The organism is Amycolatopsis sp. NPDC043885, from assembly GCF_056435685.1.
Genome location: NZ_JBWKEA010000028.1, coordinates 1 through 18691, shown reverse-complemented (window position 1 = coordinate 18691; position 18691 = coordinate 1). Strand labels below are relative to the sequence as shown.

Here is an 18691-nt window from a genome sequence, read left to right as displayed (position 1 = left end):
GGACCATGGCAGGGGAAACGACCGGCGTCGAAATCGTCGACGCCGCCCTGGCCGGCGAAGCCGCTCCGTTCGCGGAGCGGCTCGTCGCCGACCAGGTCGCATCGAAACTGGCGTCCCAGGACGCCACACTGTGGGGTCCCGAAGCCGAGTCCGAAGCGTCGATCCGTCTCTCGTGGACGACGCTGCACAAGTCCTCGCGGCCGTTGATCGGCGAGATCGAGGCACTGCGGACCGATCTGCGTTCCGAGGGCGTCGACCGCGTCGTCCTCGCGGGCATGGGCGGTTCGTCGCTGGCCCCCGAGGTCATCACCGCGACCGACGGCGTCCCGCTGACGGTCCTCGACACCACCGACCCCGGCCAGGTCGCCGACGCGCTCGCCGGTGACCTGGAGCGCACGGTCATCGTCGTGTCGTCGAAGTCCGGCGGCACCGTCGAGACCGACAGCCACCGGCGGATCTTCGCGAAGGCCTTCGCCGACGCGGGTATCGACGCGGCCCGGCGGATCGTGGTCGTCACCGACCCCGGCTCGCCGTTCGCGGAACTGTCCGAAAAGGAGGGTTACCGCAAGGTCTTCCTCGCCGACCCGAACGTCGGCGGCCGCTACTCGGCGCTGACCGCGTTCGGGCTCGTCCCGGCCGGGCTCGCCGGCGCGGACGTCGCCCGCCTGCTCGACCAGGCCGCTTCGGTGGCCGACGAGCTGGCCACCGACTCCGTGGACAACCCCGCGGTCAAGCTCGCGGCGGCGTGGGTCGCGGCGCACGAAAAGGGCGCCGAGAAGGTCGTCATCGGCGACACCGGTTCCGGTATCAAGGGTTTCGCCGACTGGGCGGAGCAGCTGATCGCCGAGTCCACCGGCAAGCAGGGCACCGGTCTCCTGCCGGTAGCCGTCGAGGGCCCGAGCGCTCCCGGCTTCGCCGACGCCAAGGCCGACGCCACCCCGGTGGCGGTCGGACCGGCGGAAGGCGCGGCGAAGATCTCCGTGACCGGCTCGCTCGGCGCGCAGTTCCTGCTGTGGGAGTTCGCCACCGCGCTCGCCGGACGGTTGCTCGGGATCAACCCGTTCGACCAGCCCGACGTCGAGGCCGCCAAGAAGGCCGCGCGTTCGCTGCTCGACAACCCGGACAAGCTCAAGGGCGGCGAGAAGCCGTCCACTGTGGACGGCGCGGTCGAGGTGTCCGGCTCGGCAGGCGTGGCCACCGACGGAAAGCTCGCGGACATCCTGCGGGCTTTCTTCGATTCCGCCCCGGAAACCGGCTACATCGCGGTGCAGGCGTACCTCGACCGTCTCGACGACGCGTCGACCGCGGTCCTGCGCGGCGAGATCGCCAAGCGGACCGGCCGCCAGACCACCTTCGGGTGGGGGCCGCGGTTCCTGCACTCGACCGGGCAATACCACAAGGGCGGGCACCAGAACGGTGTCTTCCTGCAGATCACCGGCGCCGTCGAAGACGATCTCGACGTTCCGGACCGGCCGTACACGCTCGGCGTGCTCCAGCACGCGCAGGCACTCGGCGACGGCCAGGTGCTCGCGGAGCACGGCCGCCCGGTGCTGCGCCTGCACCTCACCGACCGGGCCGCCGGCCTGGCCGGACTGGTCCGCGCGGTACAGGAGGCCGGCGAGTGACACGAGCCTGGAACAACCCGCTGCGCGATCCGCGCGACAAGCGGCTGCCGCGGATCGCCGGGCCGTCCAGCCTGGTGATCTTCGGCGTCACCGGTGACCTCGCCCGCAAGAAGCTGATGCCGGCGATCTACGACCTCGCCCACCGTGGCCTGCTGCCCGCCGGGTTCTCGCTCGTCGGGTTCGCCCGGCGGGACTGGGAGCACCAGGACTTCGGCGAGCTCGTGCACGATTCGGTCAAGGAGCACGCGCGGACGCCGTTCAAGGAGTCGGTGTGGAACCGGCTCGCCGAAGGGATCCGCTTCGTCCAGGGCACCTTCGACGACGATGACGCCTTCGACCGGCTCGCGCAGACGGTCAAGGACCTCGACGCCGAGCGTGGCACCGGTGGTAACACCGCGTTCTACCTGTCGATCCCGCCGAGCGCGTTCCCGGTGGTGACCAAGCAGCTCGCCCGCTCCGGCCTCGCCGAGGCGAGCGAGGACACCTGGCGCCGTGTCGTCATCGAGAAGCCCTTCGGCCGCGATCTCAAGAGCGCCAAGGAGCTCAACGAGATCGTGAACGACGTCTTCCCCGAGGAGTCGGTGTTCCGCATCGACCACTACCTCGGCAAGGAGACGGTGCAGAACCTGCTGGCGCTGCGCTTCGCGAACCAGCTGTTCGAGCCGATCTGGAACGCCAACTACGTCGACCACGTGCAGATCACCATGGCCGAGGACATCGGTCTCGGCGGCCGCGCGGGGTACTACGACGGCATCGGCGCCGCACGCGACGTCATCCAGAACCACCTGCTGCAGCTCCTCGCGCTGACGGCGATGGAGGAGCCGGTCTCGTTCGCTCCGCGCGCGCTCCGTGCGGAGAAGGTCAAGGTGCTTTCGGCGACCAAGCCGCTGGCGCCGTTCGACGAGACCACCGCGCGCGGGCAGTACGCGGGCGGCTGGCAGGGCGGCATGAAGGTGCCGGGCCTGCTGCAGGAAGGCGGTTTCGAGAAGGACTCGACCACCGAGACCTACGCCGCGGTGACGCTGGAGGTGCAGAACCGCCGCTGGGCGGGCGTGCCGTTCTACCTGCGCACCGGCAAGCGGCTGGGCCGCCGGGTCACCGAGATCGCCGTGGTGTTCAAGCGGGCGCCGCATCTGCCGTTCGACTCGACCTCGACCGAGGAACTGGGCCAGAACGCGCTGGTGATCCGGGTGCAGCCCGACGAGGGCATCACGCTGCGGTTCGGGTCGAAGGTGCCGGGGACCACGATGGAGGTCCGCGACGTCACCATGGACTTCGGCTACGGGCACGCGTTCACCGAGTCGTCCCCGGAGGCCTACGAACGGCTGATCCTGGACGTGCTGCTCGGCGAACCGTCGCTGTTCCCGGTGAACGAAGAGGTCGAACTGTCCTGGGAGATCCTGGACCCGATCCTCGACCACTGGGCCAAGAAGGGCGCGCCCGAGGCGTACCCGCCCGGATCGTGGGGACCGCCGTCCGCGGACGAAATGCTGGAGCGTACCGGCCGGAACTGGAGGCGTCCGTGATCATCGACCTGCCGTCGACCACGACGTCGCAGCTGAACAAGAAACTCGTCGAGATCCGCGAACAGGGCGGGCAGGTGGCGCTCGGCCGGGTGCTGACGCTGGTCATAGTGGCCGACGACGACGACAAACTCGAAGAGGCGATCGAGGCCGCCAACGAGGCCAGCCGGGAACACCCCTCGCGGGTGATCGTGGTGGCCAAGGGCGCGCGGACCGCGGCGCCGCGGATCGACGGCCAGATCCGGGTCGGCGGCGACGCCGGCGCGAGCGAGGTCATCGTCCTGCGGCTCTACGGCCCGCTGGCCTCGCAGGGGCAGAGCGCGGTCGTGCCGCTGCTGCTGCCGGACGCGCCGATCGTCACCTGGTGGCCGGGCACCGGTCCGAAGGCTCCGGCCAAGGACCCGCTCGGTGAGCTGGCACAGCGCCGGATCACCGACTCGGCGGCGGAAAAGGCGCCCATAAGGGCACTCACCACGCGGTCGAAGTCCTATGTGGAGGGTGACACCGACTTGGCGTGGACCCGGCTGACCCGGTGGCGCGCGCAGCTGGTGTCCGCTCTGGACCTTCCGCCGTACGAGAAGGTCACCGGTGCGACCGTGACCGGCGAGGCCGACTCGCCGTCGACCGAACTGCTCGCCGGCTGGCTGGCCGAGTACCTCAAGGTGCCGGTGAAGCGGGTCAAGAGCAGCGGTGCCGCGGGCATCATCTCGGTGACGCTGGACCGGCGGTCGGGACCGGTGGAACTGCACCGGCCGGATGGACGGGTCGGCATGCTGACCCAGCCCGGCCAGCCGACGCGCCGGATCTCCCTGCAGCGGCGGGACAACAAGGACTGCCTGATCGAAGAGCTGCGACGGCTCGACCCGGACGAGGTCTACGAGGCTTCGCTGAACGGGCTGAGCAAGATCTCGTCGGGCACCGCGGCCAAGGCCGCTCCGGCGAAGAAGGCGGCTCCGGCCAAGAAGGCACCCGCCAAGACCGCGAAGAGCGCCTCATGAGCAAGACCGAGGTCGTCGTCTACGAGAACCCGGACCTCCTGGCCGCCGCCGCGGCGGCCAGGCTGGTCACCCGGATCGTCGACGTCCAGGCCGCCAAGGGCTCCGCTTCGGTGGTGCTCACCGGCGGTGGCACCGGGATCGCGATCCTGCGCGAACTGCGCGACTCCAGTGCCCGTGACGCCATCGACTGGTCGCGACTGGACCTCTACTGGGGCGATGAGCGCTTCGTCCCGGCGGACTCGGACGACCGCAACGAGAAGCAGGCCCGCGAGGCGCTGCTCGACCACGTCCCGCTCGACCCGAAGCGGGTGCACGCCATGGCACCCTCGGACGGCGAGTTCGGCGACGACGTCGACGCGGCGGCCGCGGCCTACGCGGAGGTCCTGGCGGCCAACGACGCGGCGTTCGACATCATGCTGCTGGGCCTCGGCGGGGAGGGGCACACCGCCTCGATCTTCCCCGACAGCCCGGCGGTGCACGAGAAGGAGCGCTCGGTCGTCGCGGTACGGGATTGCCCGAAGCCGCCGCCGACCCGGATCTCGCTGACCCTGCCCGCGATCCGTCGCGCGCAGGACATCTGGCTGGTCACCGGCGGCGACGCCAAGGCGGACGCCGTCGCGCAGGCGCTGGCCGGTGCGGGCGAGGTCGAGATCCCGGTGGCGGGGGCACGCGGCAGCCGTCGCACGCTCTGGCTGCTGGACCGGGGTTCCGCCTCGAAGCTGACGAAGGTCTACCAGCCACCTACGGGCTGACGCTTTCGCGCGTGAAGGCCCCCTTCCCTCGGCTGAGCCGAGAGAAGGGGGCCTTCACGCGCATCCGGCAACGTGCCCCAAGGCGTGCCTCGCGTGCTCAGAGACGTGACTCGCGTGCTTGGAGGCCGCACACGCGAGATCCGTGTCTGAGCACGCGAGTCACGTGTTGAGCACGACTTGCCCGGCGAGGTCGATGGAGACACCCCCATGGCGGAAGTCCGTGAAGGCCTCCTTCCCTACCCTGAAGGTAGTGAAGGAGGCCTTCACGGCATCACGCCTTTTGTAACCGTCTGGGGGCGGAAAGTGACAAAGATCAACTCCTGCCGGCTTTCACATCAGAGACGGTCCGTTCGCGCGTCGGAACGATCAACGGACCACCGAGCCCGGGTGGTCCGGTCCGCGCCTTGACCGACCGAACGTTCATGCACTTGTCCGCAGAGCGGACAGCGACCGGACAGTCGCTAGCCCGACTGGGGGAAACTTACCGCCCTTGTACATCCACCCGTTAGCATCCGCACATTTGTTCGTTCCTGCGCGTCCCGATCGGGCGAAGAACACGTCTCACCATTCAAGTCCACAAGACGAGTGAGGTCGCCAGCGATGAGCACAGAGGGTCTCTCGATGCCAGGTATCTCGGTGGGCGGCTCCGGAGCGGACGCCGCCGACCGGATGCGCCGTGCCGCCGGGGTCATGTCGTTCGCCAAGATCAAACGCCCGGCGCTGGTCGCGCTGGGCATCGACACACTCGCGATCTTCCTGGCCGCGCTCGACGTGTGGCTGGTGATCCCCGAGAAGGCTCAGCCGTACTCGATCTACCTGTCCGGCGCCGCGTGCCTCGGCCTCGCCTTCCGGCGCAAGCTGCCGTTCCTCGCGGTGATCGTCACCGTCCCCGGGTTCCTGGCGGGCTGGTCACAGCTGGCCGCGATGATCGCACTCGGCTTCCTCGCCACCCGCAAACAGATGCACTGGCAGACCTGGACCGGGTTCGCGCTCGTCTTCACCTGCCGGTTCGTCCAGTGGCCGCTGGCCGACTTCGTCGAGCTCAGCTGGCGTGAGCACGTCCTGGACGGCATCTACGGCGTCATCGTCGCCGGGATGCCGGTGGCGATCGGCCTGCTCATCGGAGCGCGGACCGAGATTTCGCAGAAGCTCACCGAACTCGCCGCCAGCCGCGACCGCGAGCGCCGCTTCCACGCCGACGCCGTCCGCGCGGAAGAGCGTGCCCGCCTCGCGCGGGAGATGCACGACGTCGTCTCGCACCAGATCACGCTGATCGCGATGCAGGCCGGCGCGCTGCAGGCGCAGACCACCGACGCCCGCTCGCTCGAAACCGCGCAGGTCATCCGGAAGCTGAGCACCAAGACGCTCGAAGAGCTGCGTTCACTCGTGAGCGTGCTCCGCTCGAGCTCCGAAGACGACGGGCCCCGGCCGGGGATCAACGAACTCGACCGGCTGATCCGCGGCTCGGACGTCCCGGTGCATCTGACCGTCGAGCGGATCCCCGACCTCCTGCCCAGCCAGGTTTCGGCGGCGGCCTATCGGACCGTGCAGGAATGCCTGACCAACGTGCACAAGCACGCGCCCGGCGCCACCGCGACCATCCGGATCCAGGGCGAGCACGGTTCGCTCAAGGTCGAAATACGCAACGAGCGCGCTCGGACCCCCGGTGCGGCCCTGCCCTCGGGAGGGCACGGGCTGACCGGGCTGGCCGAACGCGCTCGACTGCTGGGTGGGAGTTTCGAAACCGCCGACACCGAGGACGGCGGGTTCCGGGTGCGTGCCCGGTACCCGCTCGACCGGTAGGCCTCGGGGAGTCTCAGATCTCCCGGCGCTGGCGCAACCGCTCCAGCGCCTCGGCGAGAATGGCCTCGCCGTCGGCGTCGGAACGCCGTTCCTTCACGTACGCGAGGTGAGTCTTGTAAGGCTCGGTCCGCGGCGCGGCAGGAGGGTTCTTCTCGTCCTGCCCACCGGGGAGCCCGCAGCGCGGGCAGTCCCACTCGTCGGGAATCTCGGCGTCCATCGAGAACGAGGGCTGTGCCTCGTGCCCGTTGGCGCACCAGTAGGAAATGCGGCGCCGCGGCGCCGACTCACCCCGTTCCGATTCGCCCGAAGGACCGGCACCCACACGGGTGCCCCGAATCGCGTTACCGCCAACCATGAATCCTCACACCTATAGGGATCGGCGGCGCGCCCCCCATAGGCACGCCGAAACACCTGGATCGATCAGACCTTGAGCAGGAGCCCGAGGCCGATGATGCTGATCAGCCACACCGCGCCCAGCAGCAGCGTGATCCGGTCGAGGTTCTTCTCGGCCACGCTCGAGCCGGAGAGGCTCGACTGCATACCGCCACCGAACAGCGAAGACAGACCGCCACCACGGCCGCGGTGCAGCAACACGGCGACCACCAGCAGCACGCTGGAGGCGATCAACAGGATTTGCAGGAACAGCTTCATGTCATCCTCTGCGCTCTTGGAGAATGCAGGAAAACGGTGTGCCACCGGCGGCTGTCGACCGCCAGAACACACCGTACTCCTGGACTCGTCCACTGCTGTGTGACGGACCGGATACCCAGGTTACCCGGTAGGTGCCCCGATCAGGGCAGGGGCCCGCCCGCGGCGAGTGCGCAGAGTTTGGTGAACTCGTCACCATCCAGGCTGGCACCACCGACGAGCGCACCATCGATGTTCTCGCAGGCGACGAGGTCACTGATGTTGTTGGCCTTGGCAGAGCCGCCGTAGAGTACGCGGACCGAGGACGCGACCTCGGCACCGTACTTCTCGGCGAGGGTGGCACGGATGGCTCCGCACACCTCCTCGGCGTCCGACGGGGTCGCGACCTTGCCGGTCCCGATGGCCCAGACGGGCTCGTAGGCGACGACGACGTCCTTGACCTGCTCGGCCTTGAGCCCCTTGAGGCCCTCGACCAGCTGGGTCGTGGTGTGGGCGATGTGCTCGCCGGCCTCGCGGACCTCGAGCTTCTCCCCCACGCACAGGATCGGCTTGATGCCGTGCTTGAGCGCGGCCTTGACCTTCTTGTTCACCAGTTCGTCGGTCTCGCCGTGGTACTCACGCCGCTCCGAGTGCCCGACGGTGACGAAGCTGCACCCCAGCTTCGCCAGCATCGGACCCGACACATCGCCGGTGTAGGCACCGGAGTCGTGCGGCGACAGGTCCTGGGCGCCGTAGGTGAGCGACAGCTTGTCGCCGTCGGTCAGCGTCTGGACGCTGCGGATGTCGGTGAACGGCGGCAGGACCGCGACGTCGACCTTCGCGTAGTACTTCTCCGGCAGGGCGAAGGCGATCTTCTGAACCAGCGCGATGGCTTCGAGGTGGTTCAGGTTCATCTTCCAGTTGCCGGCGATGAGCGGTTTGCGCGCCACTAGTCGTTCTCTCCCAGCACAGCGACTCCGGGCAGTTCCTTGCCCTCCAGGTACTCCAGCGACGCACCGCCGCCGGTCGAGATGTGCGAGAAGCCGTCCTCCGGCAGGCCGAGCTGCCGCACGGCCGCGGCGGAGTCTCCCCCGCCGACCACGGTGAAGGCGTCGCTCTTGACCAGCGCTTCGGCCACGGCACGGGTGCCGCCGGCGAAGGACTCGAACTCGAACACGCCCATCGGGCCGTTCCAGAACACGGTCGCCGCGTCGGCCAGCTTGCCCGCGAACAGTTCCCGCGACTTCGGGCCGATGTCGAGACCCATGCGGCCGGCCGGGATGGCCTTCGCGTCGACGACGTCGAACTCCGCGTCGGCCGCGAAACCCGTCGCGGCGAGGACGTCCACCGGCAGGATCAGCTCGACGCCGCGCTTCTCCGCCTCGGCGAGGAAGCCGAGGACCTGGTCCAGCTGGTCCTCCTGCAGCAGCGAGTTGCCGACCTCGTGGCCCTGGGCCTTGAGGAAGGTGTACGCCATGCCGCCGCCGATGAGCAGCCTGTCGACCTTGGTCAGCAGATTCGCGATGACACCCAGCTTGTCCGACACCTTCGCGCCGCCGAGGACGACGACGTACGGCCGCGCGAGGTCCTCGGTGAGCTTCTTGAGGACATCGACCTCGGCCAGCACGAGCCCGCCCGCGTACGCCGGAAGCGCCCGCGCGATCTCGTAGACCGAGGCCTGCTTGCGGTGCACGACACCGAAACCGTCGGAGACGAACGCGCCGCCCGGGACGAGCGCGGCCAGCTCGGCGGCCAGCTCCTGCCGCTCGGCCTCGACCTTGCTGGTCTCGCGCACGTCGAAACGCACGTTTTCCAGCAGGGCCACCTGGCCGTCGGCCAGACCGGCGACGGTGGCCTTGGCGGACTCGCCGACCAGGTCACCGGCCAGCGGGACGTCGACGCCGAGCAGCTCGGTGAGCTTCGCGGCGACGGGCGCGAGCGAGAACTTCGGGTCCGGCTCGCCCTTCGGACGGCCGAGGTGCGCCGTGACGACCACCTTCGCGCCCGCCTCGGCGAGGCGCTTCAGGGTCGGCAGGGCCGCGCGGACGCGGCCGTCGTCGGTGATCTTGTCCCCGTCGAGCGGGACGTTCAGGTCGGAACGCACGAGTACGTACCGGCCCGAAACGTCCCCGCTCAGCAGGTCTTCGAGGTTCTTCAGCGCCATGGCTCAGGAGAGCTTGGTGCCGACGAGCTTGACGAGGTCGGCGAGGCGGTTGGAGTAGCCCCACTCGTTGTCGTACCAGCCGACGACCTTGACCTGGTTGCCGATGACCTTGGTCAGCGGCGCGTCGTAGATGCAGGACGCCGGGTCCGTGACGATGTCGGCCGAAACGATCGGGTCGTCGCTGTAGCGCAGGATGCCGGCCAGGGGGCCCTCGGCGGCGGCCTTGTACGCGGCGTTGATCTCGTCGAGGGTCGCGCTCTTGGTCAGCGTGACGGTGAGGTCGGTGGCCGAACCGGTCGGGACCGGGACTCGGACCGCGTAGCCGTCGAGCTTGCCGTTGAGTTCCGGCAGGACCAGGCCGATGGCCTTGGCGGCACCGGTCGAGGTCGGGACCATGCTCAGCGCGGCGGCGCGGGCGCGGCGCAGATCCTTGTGCGGCGCGTCCTGCAGGTTCTGGTCCTGCGTGTACGCGTGGATCGTGGTCATCAGGCCCTGCTCGATGCCGAACGCGTCGTTGAGGACCTTGGCCAGCGGGCCGAGGCAGTTGGTGGTGCAGGACGCGTTCGAGATGATCGTCTGCGAACCGTCGTACTTGTCGTCGTTGACGCCCAGCACCACGGTCAGGTCCTCGCCCTTGGCGGGCGCGGAGATGATGACCTTCTTGGCGCCACCGGCGATGTGCGCCTTGGCGGCGTCACCGTTGGTGAAGAAACCGGTCGACTCGACGACGACGTCCACGCCGAGGTCGCCCCAGGGCAGGTTGGCCGGGTCGCGCTCGGCGAGGGCCTTGATCGTCTTGCCGTCGACGACGATGCCCTCGTCACTGACGCTGACCTCGCCAGGGAAACGGCCGAGGATGGAGTCGTACTTGAGCAGGTGGGCCATGGTGGCGACGTCGCCGAGGTCGTTGAACGCGACCACCTCGATGTCGTGACCGGCGGCCTGCACGGCCCGGAAGAAGTTGCGGCCGATGCGGCCGAAGCCGTTGACACCTACGCGAACCGTCACTGCTGCCACTCCCTTGAGACTCGTCCGGGATCGCCCCGGTAAGACGTCCTTTACTCGGGCGCAACCCTAGCGTGCGTGCTCGGGCGACCCTCTTTGCCCTGACGAGACTTCCACCACTCGGTGGGTCAGGTCAAGAATCGATTAAGACCATCGCTACCAGGCCGTCTTGTCAAAACTCTCAGCTTCCTTGTGCTAGCCGTCGCTCCAACGGTGTCCGCATCCGTGGCGTGACTCGCACCTCTCCGAACCACTCGGCCAGGTGGTTCGCCTCCGCCTCGACGGCCCGTTCGACGTCCGCTCCGACGTCCTCCAGGAAGTGGTGGACGACCTCGCCGTCCGGGCGCTGCGCCCAGCCGCCGACGATGCGGCCGCCGGCCCAGACGGTGGGCCCGATGTTGCCGGTGCCGTCGAACAGCGGTGCCTTGTGCGGGCCGAGATACCAGTCGCGCTCGATCCAGCCCATCGACGTCGGATCGAGGGACGGGAGCAGCGCGACCCACGGTCCGGGCTCCTCGACGGGCTCAAGATCGTCGGCGAGAACCACGCCGGGAACGCCGTCGAGATCGACCTCGACCGGCTGGATCGCCGCGAGCGCCTTCTTGGTCTGGCCAGCCGTCCAGCCCGTCCACCAGCGGAGGTCCGCGATCGGGGCCGGACCGTAGGCGTAGAGCCACCTCCGGGCGAGCTCGGCCCTGGCGGCGTCGGCGTCCCATTCGACCAGGCCCTGGGGTAGCCAGTCCGTCATCGGCGCCCAGTAGTACTGGCTGCTGATCCAGCTGCCGCGCGGGCGGCCGCGCACGATGCGGCCGTCGACCGCGAGCTGGAACAGGACACGGCTGGTGACGTTGGCGATCGCCTCGTACGGCTTGCCCTTGGCCATCAGCAGCTGCTGTTTGAGGCGTGGCTCGTCCTCGGACAGCTGCTGTGCCGTGGCGGAACCGCGGGCCTTCAGCGCACGCTCGATCGCGTCCTCGACCTCGGCGAGCCAGCGCTCCGGCTCCGGCACGTTCTCCGGGTGTCCCTGCGTGCCGAGGTGCTGTTCGAGCAGGCGGCGCTGCTTCCTGGCGATGTCGGCGGAGCACGCGGCCTGCACGAGCGCCGCGTTCTCGTGGCCGAGGACGAAGACCGTGCGGCGCATGCCGAGCATCCGGATCAGCGTGCGCTCCTCGTACAGCGCGCTTTCCAGCTCGGCGACGCCGTCGCCCTTCACACGCGCCCACGCCGACAGGTGCACCGACGCCGGGTCCGTGGCGTGCAACGCGACGACCGCGTCCGCGGCGGCGTGCACCGACTCGGCGGGCGTGACGAGGCGATGGCGCGTCGCGAGGCGGGCACGGCGCTGCCGGATATCGATCTTGGGGGTCACGGATCGTTCCTACCACCGGCCCCCGACAAAACTCCGGATCGGACCGGGGCACCGTACGGCTTCGGTCCGTGAAGGCCTCCTTCCCTACCCTGAGAGTAGGGAAGGAGGCCTTCACGGACCGCGCTCACCGCTACCGCGGACGCCGTGCCTGCGGGTGAGGCGGCGGCGCGGGAGGGACGGCCGGAATCACCTGGGTGATCTCGGTGTCCGGGTGCGGCGCGGGTTTTCCCTTGCCGGACCGGGGTTCGCCCGGCGCACGGAGGTAGATTCGCAGCTTCTGCGTCGGCCGTTCGATCAGCCGCCAGGACACCACCCCGCAGGCGTACGCGGTGGGCACCGCGAGCACGATCAGCAGGTACGAATTGCGGACCCCGGCGAGGGTGTACAGCTGCTGCACCGGCATTCCCCACACGTACATCCCGTAGCTGGGGTAGACCCACTGGTCGTAGCCGTCCAGCCGGCGCGGCCAGTGGTACGCCCAGGTGATCGCGCCGTAGCCCGCGGCGATGGGCAGGATGAAGCGCGTCGCGGGTTCGATGGGCGGGGTGAAGTTCGCGACGAGGTAGAGCGCCACCAGCGCGTACGCGACCGCCGGGCGCAACGGGATGAGGTCCCGGTAGCTGTGCAGCAGCATGCCGATGACGAACGCCACCAGGAACGCCACCATCGATCCCAGCGGCACGCTGAACAACGTGCCCGCGTCGCCCTGGAAGCCCACCGAGGCCCCGATGATCCCGTCCGCCACCATGAACGCCAGCAGCAGCGGGAACAGGACTATCCGTCCGCGCGCGAGGCCGCCCACCAGGCCGATGACGAGCACGATCAGATACCCGGTGGTCTCCATCGGGAGTGTCCAGATCGAACCGTTCGCGGAGTACGGGTACGGGTTCTCGGTGAACACCCCCGGCAGCAGGTGCTGCAACGGGTACAGCATCGCGTTGTGCACCACGTAACCCCAGGTGTCGGGATTCCCCCAGTACTCGCGCGGGCTGAGCACCGTCACCAGTGGCCCGATCACGAACGCCGTCACCATGACCACGAACAGCAGCGGCGGCCAGATCCGCAGCACCCGCTTGAGCAGGTAACGCCACCACGAGGAGTCACGCTGCCAGCTGTCCGCGATCTGGTAGCCGCTCATGGCGAAGAAGCCCATGAGCGCGAAATACCCCAGCGAGATGTTCCAGCTCGACGGCAGGCTGGTGATCCGGCTCGGTTCGATGATCGGGAAACAGTGCTCGAAGACGACCAGGATCGCCCCGAACATCCGCAGCCACGCGAACCCGGTGTCCGGTTTCGCGTAGGTCTTCGCGCCCGGGCTACTCATGGACCACCGGGGCGAGCAGTCCGCTCAGGGTCTCGCGGGCCACCCCTGGCCCGAACTGGTCCGCGACGGCGACCCGGCCCGACTCCGAAAGCCGTTGCCACAAAGCGTCGTCGATGAGCAGGGTGACGATCTTCTCTGCGATCTCTTCAGCCGTCTCACCGGTCAGTACCTCCTCGCCATCGCGCAGCCGCATACCTTCGAAGGCCAGCGGGGTACCGACCACCGGCACCCCGAAGGCGAGGCTCTCGCCCACTTTTCCTTTGACGCCCGAGCCGAACCGCAACGGCGCCAAGGCCATCCGCGTGGCGGCGTAACGCGGCTCGAGTTCGGCGACCCAGCCGCGGACGACGACGCCGTCACCGGCCAGCGCGTGGATATCGCCGGTGGGGTCGGCGCCGACGAGCTCGAGCTCGGCCAACGGGCATTTCCGCCGCACGGCGGGCCAGATCTCACCGGCCAGCCAGAACGCGGCGTCCCGGTTCGGGCCGTGTTCGAAGCTGCCGACGAACATCGCGCCCGCCCGTCCCTCGGGGCTGGTGGGTTCGCTGCTGAAGGGATGCACATTGGACAGCACGTCGACCTTGGCCGATGGCACCAGTTCGGCGAGCAGGTCCCGTTCGGCCTCGGACACCACCAGCGTGCGGTCGGCGGACCGGACCAGCGCCAGCTCCAGTTCGCGGTACAGCTCGGCACGCCGCCGCAGCATCACCGCGATCGCCGGATCGCCGATCCGCTCGACGAGATCGGCTTCCCTGCCGAGCCGGACGAAGTGCAGATCGACGGTGTCATAGGCCAGAACCGCCTGTGGCGCGCAGATCTGGATCCGCTCGGCCATATGCCAGGCGACCGTCGGCCGGGACAGCAGCACCAGGCTCAAGGCGCTGCCCGCCTCTTCGAGGAACTTCTCGCGGTCGGCCGGTTCGAGCAGAACGGTGACCCCGGCGCGTCTGAGGTCTTCGGTGTATTCCGGCGGCTGGACGCCGTCCATCGGGCAGAACACCACCCGCTGCCCGAGCGCGAGCAGCTCGTCCACGAGCCTGCGCATCCGGACCGAGCCGGAATCCTTGTCCGGTGCGGGCACCCGCAGATCGGCGATCAGCACGATGCCGGTGTCACGGGGTGCTTTCCCGGGCATCCGCTGCCGCCCGAGCCACAGTCCCGCCGGGCTCGGCCCGGCGATCTGCCTGGTCAGGGTCTCCGCCCACTTCTCGGCGAACACCGGCCGGTTGGTCTCCTGGAAGCGTTTGTGCCCCGAGTTCGGGTCCGTGCCGTTCGAGACGCCCTCGTGGTGCACCACGACCGCGGCCGGTTCGACCACGGTCCGGAAGCCGGCGGCACGCACCGCGAACGCCAGGTCGGTGTCCTCGTAGTACGCGGGCGCGTAGCACTCGTCGAACCCGCCGAGCTGCTCGAAGAGTTCGCGGCGGATCATGATCGCCGCGCCGGAGCAGTAGTCGACGTCGCGGACCGAGGCGTAGCGGGCGTCGTCCGGGTCGTCACCGTGGCCGTAGTTCGCCGCGCCGGCGTCCGCCCACACGATCCCGCCGCATTCCTGCAAAGTGCCGTCCGGGTAGACCAGTTTCGCGCCGGCCAGGCCGATCCGGTCGTCGCGATAGACCGCCTCGGCGAGCGAGTCCAGCCAGCCCGGCTTCGGCTCGGTGTCGTTGTTCAGCAGGACCAGCAGTTCGCCGCGGGCTTGGGCGGCGCCGAGGTTGGTAGCCTTCAGGAAACCGACGTTGGTGCCGGTGCGGACCAGCCGCACGCCGGGACATTCGGCGAGCACCCGCGCGGACGCGTCGGGCGAATCGTCGTCGACGACGATCACCTCGAACGGCACCCGCGGCCGTCCTTCCTCGATCGAAGCCAGGCACTGCCGCGTGTAGTCCCATTTGCCGTGAACCGGGATGACGATGCTGACCAGCGGTTCGGTACTGGTGGTCACGGCCACCGGTTCGAGGCCGTGCTCCTCCTGCGGGACCTCGTCGGTGCGCCCGAGCGCGCGCTCGTAGGCGCTCCGGACCGCGCTACCCCTCGGCGCGTACTTTTCGATGGCGCCCCGGTACTTCTTGACCAGGCGGTTCACCGTGGCCGAGTGGCCGTCGCTCAGTACCGCGTTCTCCTCGGCGAGCCGGGCCACCTCGGCGCTGTACCGCTCGGCGGTCTCCGTCCGCCACGCCAGCCGCGCCGCGTCCAGTTCCGCCTCCCGGCGGAGTTCGGCGACCTCGGCCGTGAGCCGGTCGCGTTCCTCCCTCAGCCGGGCCGGCTCCTCCTCCGCCTCGGCGTGCCTGGATGCTCCTTGTTCCCTCATCGCTCCCAGCAGCGAAAGCTGAGGGTCGAGCAGGGTGCCGACGGCCGGGACGGCGTCCAGCGGGCCGTCGGAGGCGATCCCGATGAGGTAGGTATGCGGGCTCCCGTCGGTGACCGTCCAGCCGTTTTCGCAGATCCGGGTCAGGCTCTGGTTCAGCGCCGGTCCCGTCGCGTGCGGCTCGCCGGGATCGGCGGCCAGCAGCGAACCCACCGCGATGTTCTGCCGCAGCACGGCCACGTTCCCGAAATGGCCGCCGAGGAGCGCGCGGAACTCCTCCTCGGTCAACTCCTTGACGTGGAAGGGATTGTCGTTGCCGTGTTCGTGGCTGTAGACCCGGAGGTCCGGGGTGCTGCCGAGGAAGATCCCGCCGGGGGCGAGCCGGACGCGAACCAGGCTCATCAGATCGTCGTGTTCGACGACGTGCTCGATGGCTTCGAAACAGGTGATCACATCGAAGCGGCCGGCGTCGGAAAGCAGTCCCTGGTCGATGATCGACCCCTGGGCGAAACTGAGATTCTTCCGCCCTGCGTAGGTGTTTCGCGCGTGTTCGACGGCCGACTCGTCGATGTCGACCCCGACGACCTCGGCGGCGGTCGTGGCCATCAGCGCCGCGCCATAACCTTCACCACTGGCGAGGTCGAGTACGCGCTTGCCCGCGACGAATCGGGAAGCGAGCGCATACCGGTGGTAGTGCTCGTAGATCATCTGAATGTCCCCGGCCCACGGCACACACCGCTCGCCGGTCCATTCGATCAACCGATGAGAGTCTCCCGAACCCGCCATGCGCGGCAGGCTACCGGGGCCTTGCCAGGGTCCGTGCAAGATACCGATACTTCTGGTGAAAAAGTACCGACGCCAGCCATCACTGAACACGGAGAGCACAGAAGGAGTGACCCAAGGTGATCGAGCCCGATCGTTCACGCCGGGAACTCAACCTGGGACTGGTGGTGATCGTGGTGCTGTTCATCGTCCTGGAGGCCGCGGTGATCGGTTACCTCGTCACCTCGAACTGAGCGACGGCCGGGCTGTCAGGCGTTCACCGGACTCCCACGGCTCTTCGAACCCGATACTTTTCTCTCTGTCAACAGACCGCGGCCCACCATTTCGTGCGCACGCACAATTCGGCTGGCTACCGCTGTCCTCTGGTTGAAAGAGTGGGGAAATCCATGTCCAAAATCGGGAGAATCATCACCTCGTCCGCCGCGACCGCGGTAATGGCGGGAACGGCGATGTTCGGCCTGCTCGCCGCGCCGGCCCAGGCCGCGGAAACGGCCGCGTCGAGCGAAATCGGCATCGCGTCCTCCGACGACGGCGCCTGCAAGACGAAGAAGACGGTCGGAAACGCGCGGAACAAGGGAGATGTCTTCCACTCCTACGCCAAGACCTCCGTGTTCAAGCACAACCACGTCGGCATCTACTACACGACGAAGACGATCGTCGAGGCACCCGGCAAGGGCAGCAAGAGCAGGTCCGTCACGGCGTCCACGCTGAAAAAGTGCGGCCCCATCTACAAGATGTCCGTCAACGCCAAGCAGTCCAGCCGCGACAAGGCGGCCAACCACGCCTACAACAAGTTCCGCGGCCTGGCCTACGACGCGGACTTCGCGAACAACAAGTACAACAACAACGGGAAGCTGAACTGCTCCGAGCTGGTGTGGAAGGCCTACAAGGATTCCGTCGACATCGACTTGGACAAGAACGGCGGACTGGGCGTCTACCCCGACAACATCAAGGATGACGGCAGCACCGTGGTCTACGCGACCATCAAGTAACGACATTCGATGGACGGGTGCGGCCTGCCGGGTGCGGGCCGCACCACCCACCGCCTGAGAGGATTCGGCCCGGTGCGCCTCCCCCGACTCGTCGCGCTCGCCGCCTGCGCGCTTCTGGCCGTGACGGCCTGCACTTCGCCGGACGGCGGAGCGGAGATGAACATCGCCGATCCCGATGTGGTGAAGCTCGGCGAAACCGTCGTCGCGTTCTACCTCAGCCCGGACACCTCCGCCGACAAGCCGGCGGAAAAGCGGCAGCCTGCCTATCTGGTCCTGATGCGGGCGGACGGTGGCACACAGCTGATCGAGACCGGCGGCATGACCGAGTCGCATATCGCGTGGTCGGAGGCCGGGCTGTTCTTCAGCGACGACACCCGCGACTACATCCTCGGCAAGGACGGTCTGGCCAGCTTCGAGAACAAGAAGGCAGGGCATCAGCAGTCGGCTTTCGCGCTACCCGGCGACAAGGGTTTCGTCGCGGTCTACAACGAAGGCTTCTCAGAATCCGGTTACACCAATCAGGTGGCCGTCACCACTTCGACCGGTTCCCAGCTCTACCGGGTCGAAGGAAACTACTTCATGAACGCGCTGTGCGGCGGCGTCCTCAACGGAATCGCCACCGACGCGGGAGCTCATTTCGCGGATTCGGTCAAAATTCCCGGCATGCGCTCGAAGGCCGATCCCGGTGCGCAGCCGGAGCTGCTTTCGCAGCTGTACCCGGCAACCGAAGGAAAGGAAAAGGTCCTCGCCTGGCGAGGAGTCTTCGACGCGGGAGACCACAACCGTCACGTTCCCTGCCAGGACGGTGTCATCACGTTCCTTTCCGATTACACCGACGCCGACGGCAAGCCCCATCTGGCCATCGTTTTGTGGAACACCGGCGACGGTAAGTACAACGAACAGCCACTCGTCGACGCCGAGGGACGCCCCATCACCGAGAAACTGGTCGACCCCGAGACGTTCTCCCAGAAGACGTACGACGCCAAGGCCGTGCGGGAAGGCCGCCTCGAATGGCTCGCCGCGGACGGCCGGATCATGAGTACCGAAATCGCCTCCGGGATCACCACGCCGCGGTTCGACACCGGGTTCACCTCGGACAGCGATTCGTCCAGCCAGGCCGTCTTCACGGACCGGTCGATAAATCTGATCCAGGAGACGTTCGACGGCAAGACCCCCGTCAGGATCAAGCGGTTCGATCGCGTCACCGGGAACCTGATCACCGAAATCACCGTGCCCGGCCTGGCGGAACGGTTCGGCATCCAGTTCAACTTGCGCGGTATGGCCGTTCCCCCGTCGTCGTGAGTGGCAAGGACGGTTAGAACCGTCTGTCCTGTTTCAGGACCTCACGGACAGATGTGTTTCAGGACATGTCGGACAGTTTTGGGTTGGTCAGTGGTTGGTAGCGTATTGCTCTGTTGAGG

At 68.2% G+C, this 18691-nt stretch carries 15 protein-coding genes; 7 read left to right on the top strand and 8 right to left on the bottom strand.

The genetic code is table 11. From position 1 onward, the window contains the following. Window positions 1-5 precede the first annotated feature (5 nt). The 5 genes from AC069I_RS42265 (at window position 6) to AC069I_RS42245 (ending at window position 6701) form a co-directional block, all read left to right on the top strand. A complete protein-coding gene (locus AC069I_RS42265; RefSeq protein WP_478267867.1) occupies window positions 6-1625 on the top strand; it encodes a glucose-6-phosphate isomerase in 1620 nt (539 codons plus the stop codon). Next, window positions 1622-3151 carry a glucose-6-phosphate dehydrogenase gene (gene zwf, locus AC069I_RS42260; RefSeq protein ID WP_478227532.1) on the top strand — a complete coding sequence of 510 codons (1530 nt, stop codon included), beginning with the start codon at window positions 1622-1624 and terminating at the stop codon, window positions 3149-3151. Before AC069I_RS42265 ends, zwf begins: the two co-directional genes overlap by 4 nt. After that, complete coding sequence (gene opcA / locus AC069I_RS42255; RefSeq protein WP_478227531.1) at window positions 3148-4146, top strand: glucose-6-phosphate dehydrogenase assembly protein OpcA; 999 nt, start codon at window positions 3148-3150, stop codon at window positions 4144-4146. The genes zwf and opcA overlap by 4 nt, the downstream gene beginning before the upstream one ends. Beyond that, entirely contained in the window at window positions 4143-4898 is a 756-nt protein-coding gene (pgl, locus tag AC069I_RS42250) for a 6-phosphogluconolactonase (RefSeq protein ID WP_125674957.1), read from the top strand. Before opcA ends, pgl begins: the two co-directional genes overlap by 4 nt. Window positions 4899-5498: 600 nt before the next feature. Then, on the top strand, window positions 5499-6701 hold the full coding sequence (locus AC069I_RS42245) for a sensor histidine kinase (RefSeq protein WP_478227529.1): 1203 nt from the start codon (window positions 5499-5501) through the stop codon (window positions 6699-6701). A gap of 13 nt (window positions 6702-6714) precedes the next feature. Here AC069I_RS42245 and AC069I_RS42240 read toward each other — a convergent pair whose 3' ends face one another. The 8 genes from AC069I_RS42240 to AC069I_RS42205 all read right to left on the bottom strand — a co-directional run bounded on the left by AC069I_RS42240 (window position 6715) and on the right by AC069I_RS42205 (window position 16281). Next, window positions 6715-7056 (bottom strand): RNA polymerase-binding protein RbpA, encoded by a 342-nt coding sequence (locus AC069I_RS42240; RefSeq protein ID WP_034311760.1) that lies wholly within the window; start codon window positions 7054-7056, stop codon window positions 6715-6717. 65 nt (window positions 7057-7121) lie between these two features. Beyond that, complete coding sequence (gene secG / locus AC069I_RS42235) at window positions 7122-7352, bottom strand: preprotein translocase subunit SecG (protein ID WP_016333144.1); 231 nt, start codon at window positions 7350-7352, stop codon at window positions 7122-7124. Between the two features lie 140 nt (window positions 7353-7492). Then, window positions 7493-8278 (bottom strand): triose-phosphate isomerase, encoded by a 786-nt coding sequence (gene tpiA, locus AC069I_RS42230; protein ID WP_478227528.1) that lies wholly within the window; start codon window positions 8276-8278, stop codon window positions 7493-7495. Then, window positions 8278-9486, bottom strand: coding sequence for a phosphoglycerate kinase (locus AC069I_RS42225; RefSeq protein ID WP_478267882.1), 1209 nt, complete (start codon window positions 9484-9486; stop codon window positions 8278-8280). The genes tpiA and AC069I_RS42225 overlap by 1 nt, the downstream gene beginning before the upstream one ends. A gap of 9 nt (window positions 9487-9495) precedes the next feature. Continuing rightward, entirely contained in the window at window positions 9496-10500 is a 1005-nt protein-coding gene (gene gap, locus AC069I_RS42220; RefSeq protein ID WP_240597410.1) for a type I glyceraldehyde-3-phosphate dehydrogenase, read from the bottom strand. 178 nt (window positions 10501-10678) lie between these two features. Next, complete coding sequence (locus AC069I_RS42215; RefSeq protein ID WP_478267866.1) at window positions 10679-11866, bottom strand: winged helix DNA-binding domain-containing protein; 1188 nt, start codon at window positions 11864-11866, stop codon at window positions 10679-10681. A 130-nt stretch (window positions 11867-11996) separates the two neighbouring features. Further along, the gene (locus AC069I_RS42210) at window positions 11997-13190 is read right to left on the bottom strand and encodes an acyltransferase family protein (protein ID WP_478227526.1); all 1194 of its coding nucleotides are present in this window, start codon (window positions 13188-13190) and stop codon (window positions 11997-11999) included. Further along, window positions 13183-16281, bottom strand: a complete 3099-nt coding sequence (locus AC069I_RS42205) for a glycosyltransferase (protein WP_478267865.1) — start codon at window positions 16279-16281, stop codon at window positions 13183-13185. Before AC069I_RS42205 ends, AC069I_RS42210 begins: the two co-directional genes overlap by 8 nt. A 383-nt stretch (window positions 16282-16664) precedes the next feature. Here AC069I_RS42205 and AC069I_RS42200 point away from each other — a divergent pair, with 383 nt between their 5' ends. Together AC069I_RS42200 and AC069I_RS42195 are read left to right on the top strand one after the other, a co-directional pair. Beyond that, window positions 16665-17270 carry a YiiX/YebB-like N1pC/P60 family cysteine hydrolase gene (locus AC069I_RS42200; protein ID WP_478233851.1) on the top strand — a complete coding sequence of 202 codons (606 nt, stop codon included), beginning with the start codon at window positions 16665-16667 and terminating at the stop codon, window positions 17268-17270. Between the two features lie 72 nt (window positions 17271-17342). Further along, window positions 17343-18572, top strand: a complete 1230-nt coding sequence (locus AC069I_RS42195; RefSeq protein WP_478267864.1) for a hypothetical protein — start codon at window positions 17343-17345, stop codon at window positions 18570-18572. Window positions 18573-18691: the final 119 nt, after the last annotated feature.

What these genes read in the sequence shown, in the direction of transcription:
- AC069I_RS42265 (WP_478267867.1), top strand. Translation starts at nt 6, where the DNA reads ATGGCAGGGGAAACGACCGGCGTCGAAATCGTCGACGCCGCCCTGGCC.
- pgl (WP_125674957.1), top strand. Translation starts at nt 4,143, where the DNA reads ATGAGCAAGACCGAGGTCGTCGTCTACGAGAACCCGGACCTCCTGGCC.
- AC069I_RS42245 (WP_478227529.1), top strand. Translation starts at nt 5,499, where the DNA reads ATGAGCACAGAGGGTCTCTCGATGCCAGGTATCTCGGTGGGCGGCTCC.
- AC069I_RS42240 (WP_034311760.1), bottom strand. Translation starts at nt 7,056, where the DNA reads ATGGTTGGCGGTAACGCGATTCGGGGCACCCGTGTGGGTGCCGGTCCT.
- secG (WP_016333144.1), bottom strand. Translation starts at nt 7,352, where the DNA reads ATGAAGCTGTTCCTGCAAATCCTGTTGATCGCCTCCAGCGTGCTGCTG.
- AC069I_RS42210 (WP_478227526.1), bottom strand. Translation starts at nt 13,190, where the DNA reads ATGAGTAGCCCGGGCGCGAAGACCTACGCGAAACCGGACACCGGGTTC.
- AC069I_RS42205 (WP_478267865.1), bottom strand. Translation starts at nt 16,281, where the DNA reads ATGGCGGGTTCGGGAGACTCTCATCGGTTGATCGAATGGACCGGCGAG.
- AC069I_RS42200 (WP_478233851.1), top strand. Translation starts at nt 16,665, where the DNA reads ATGTCCAAAATCGGGAGAATCATCACCTCGTCCGCCGCGACCGCGGTA.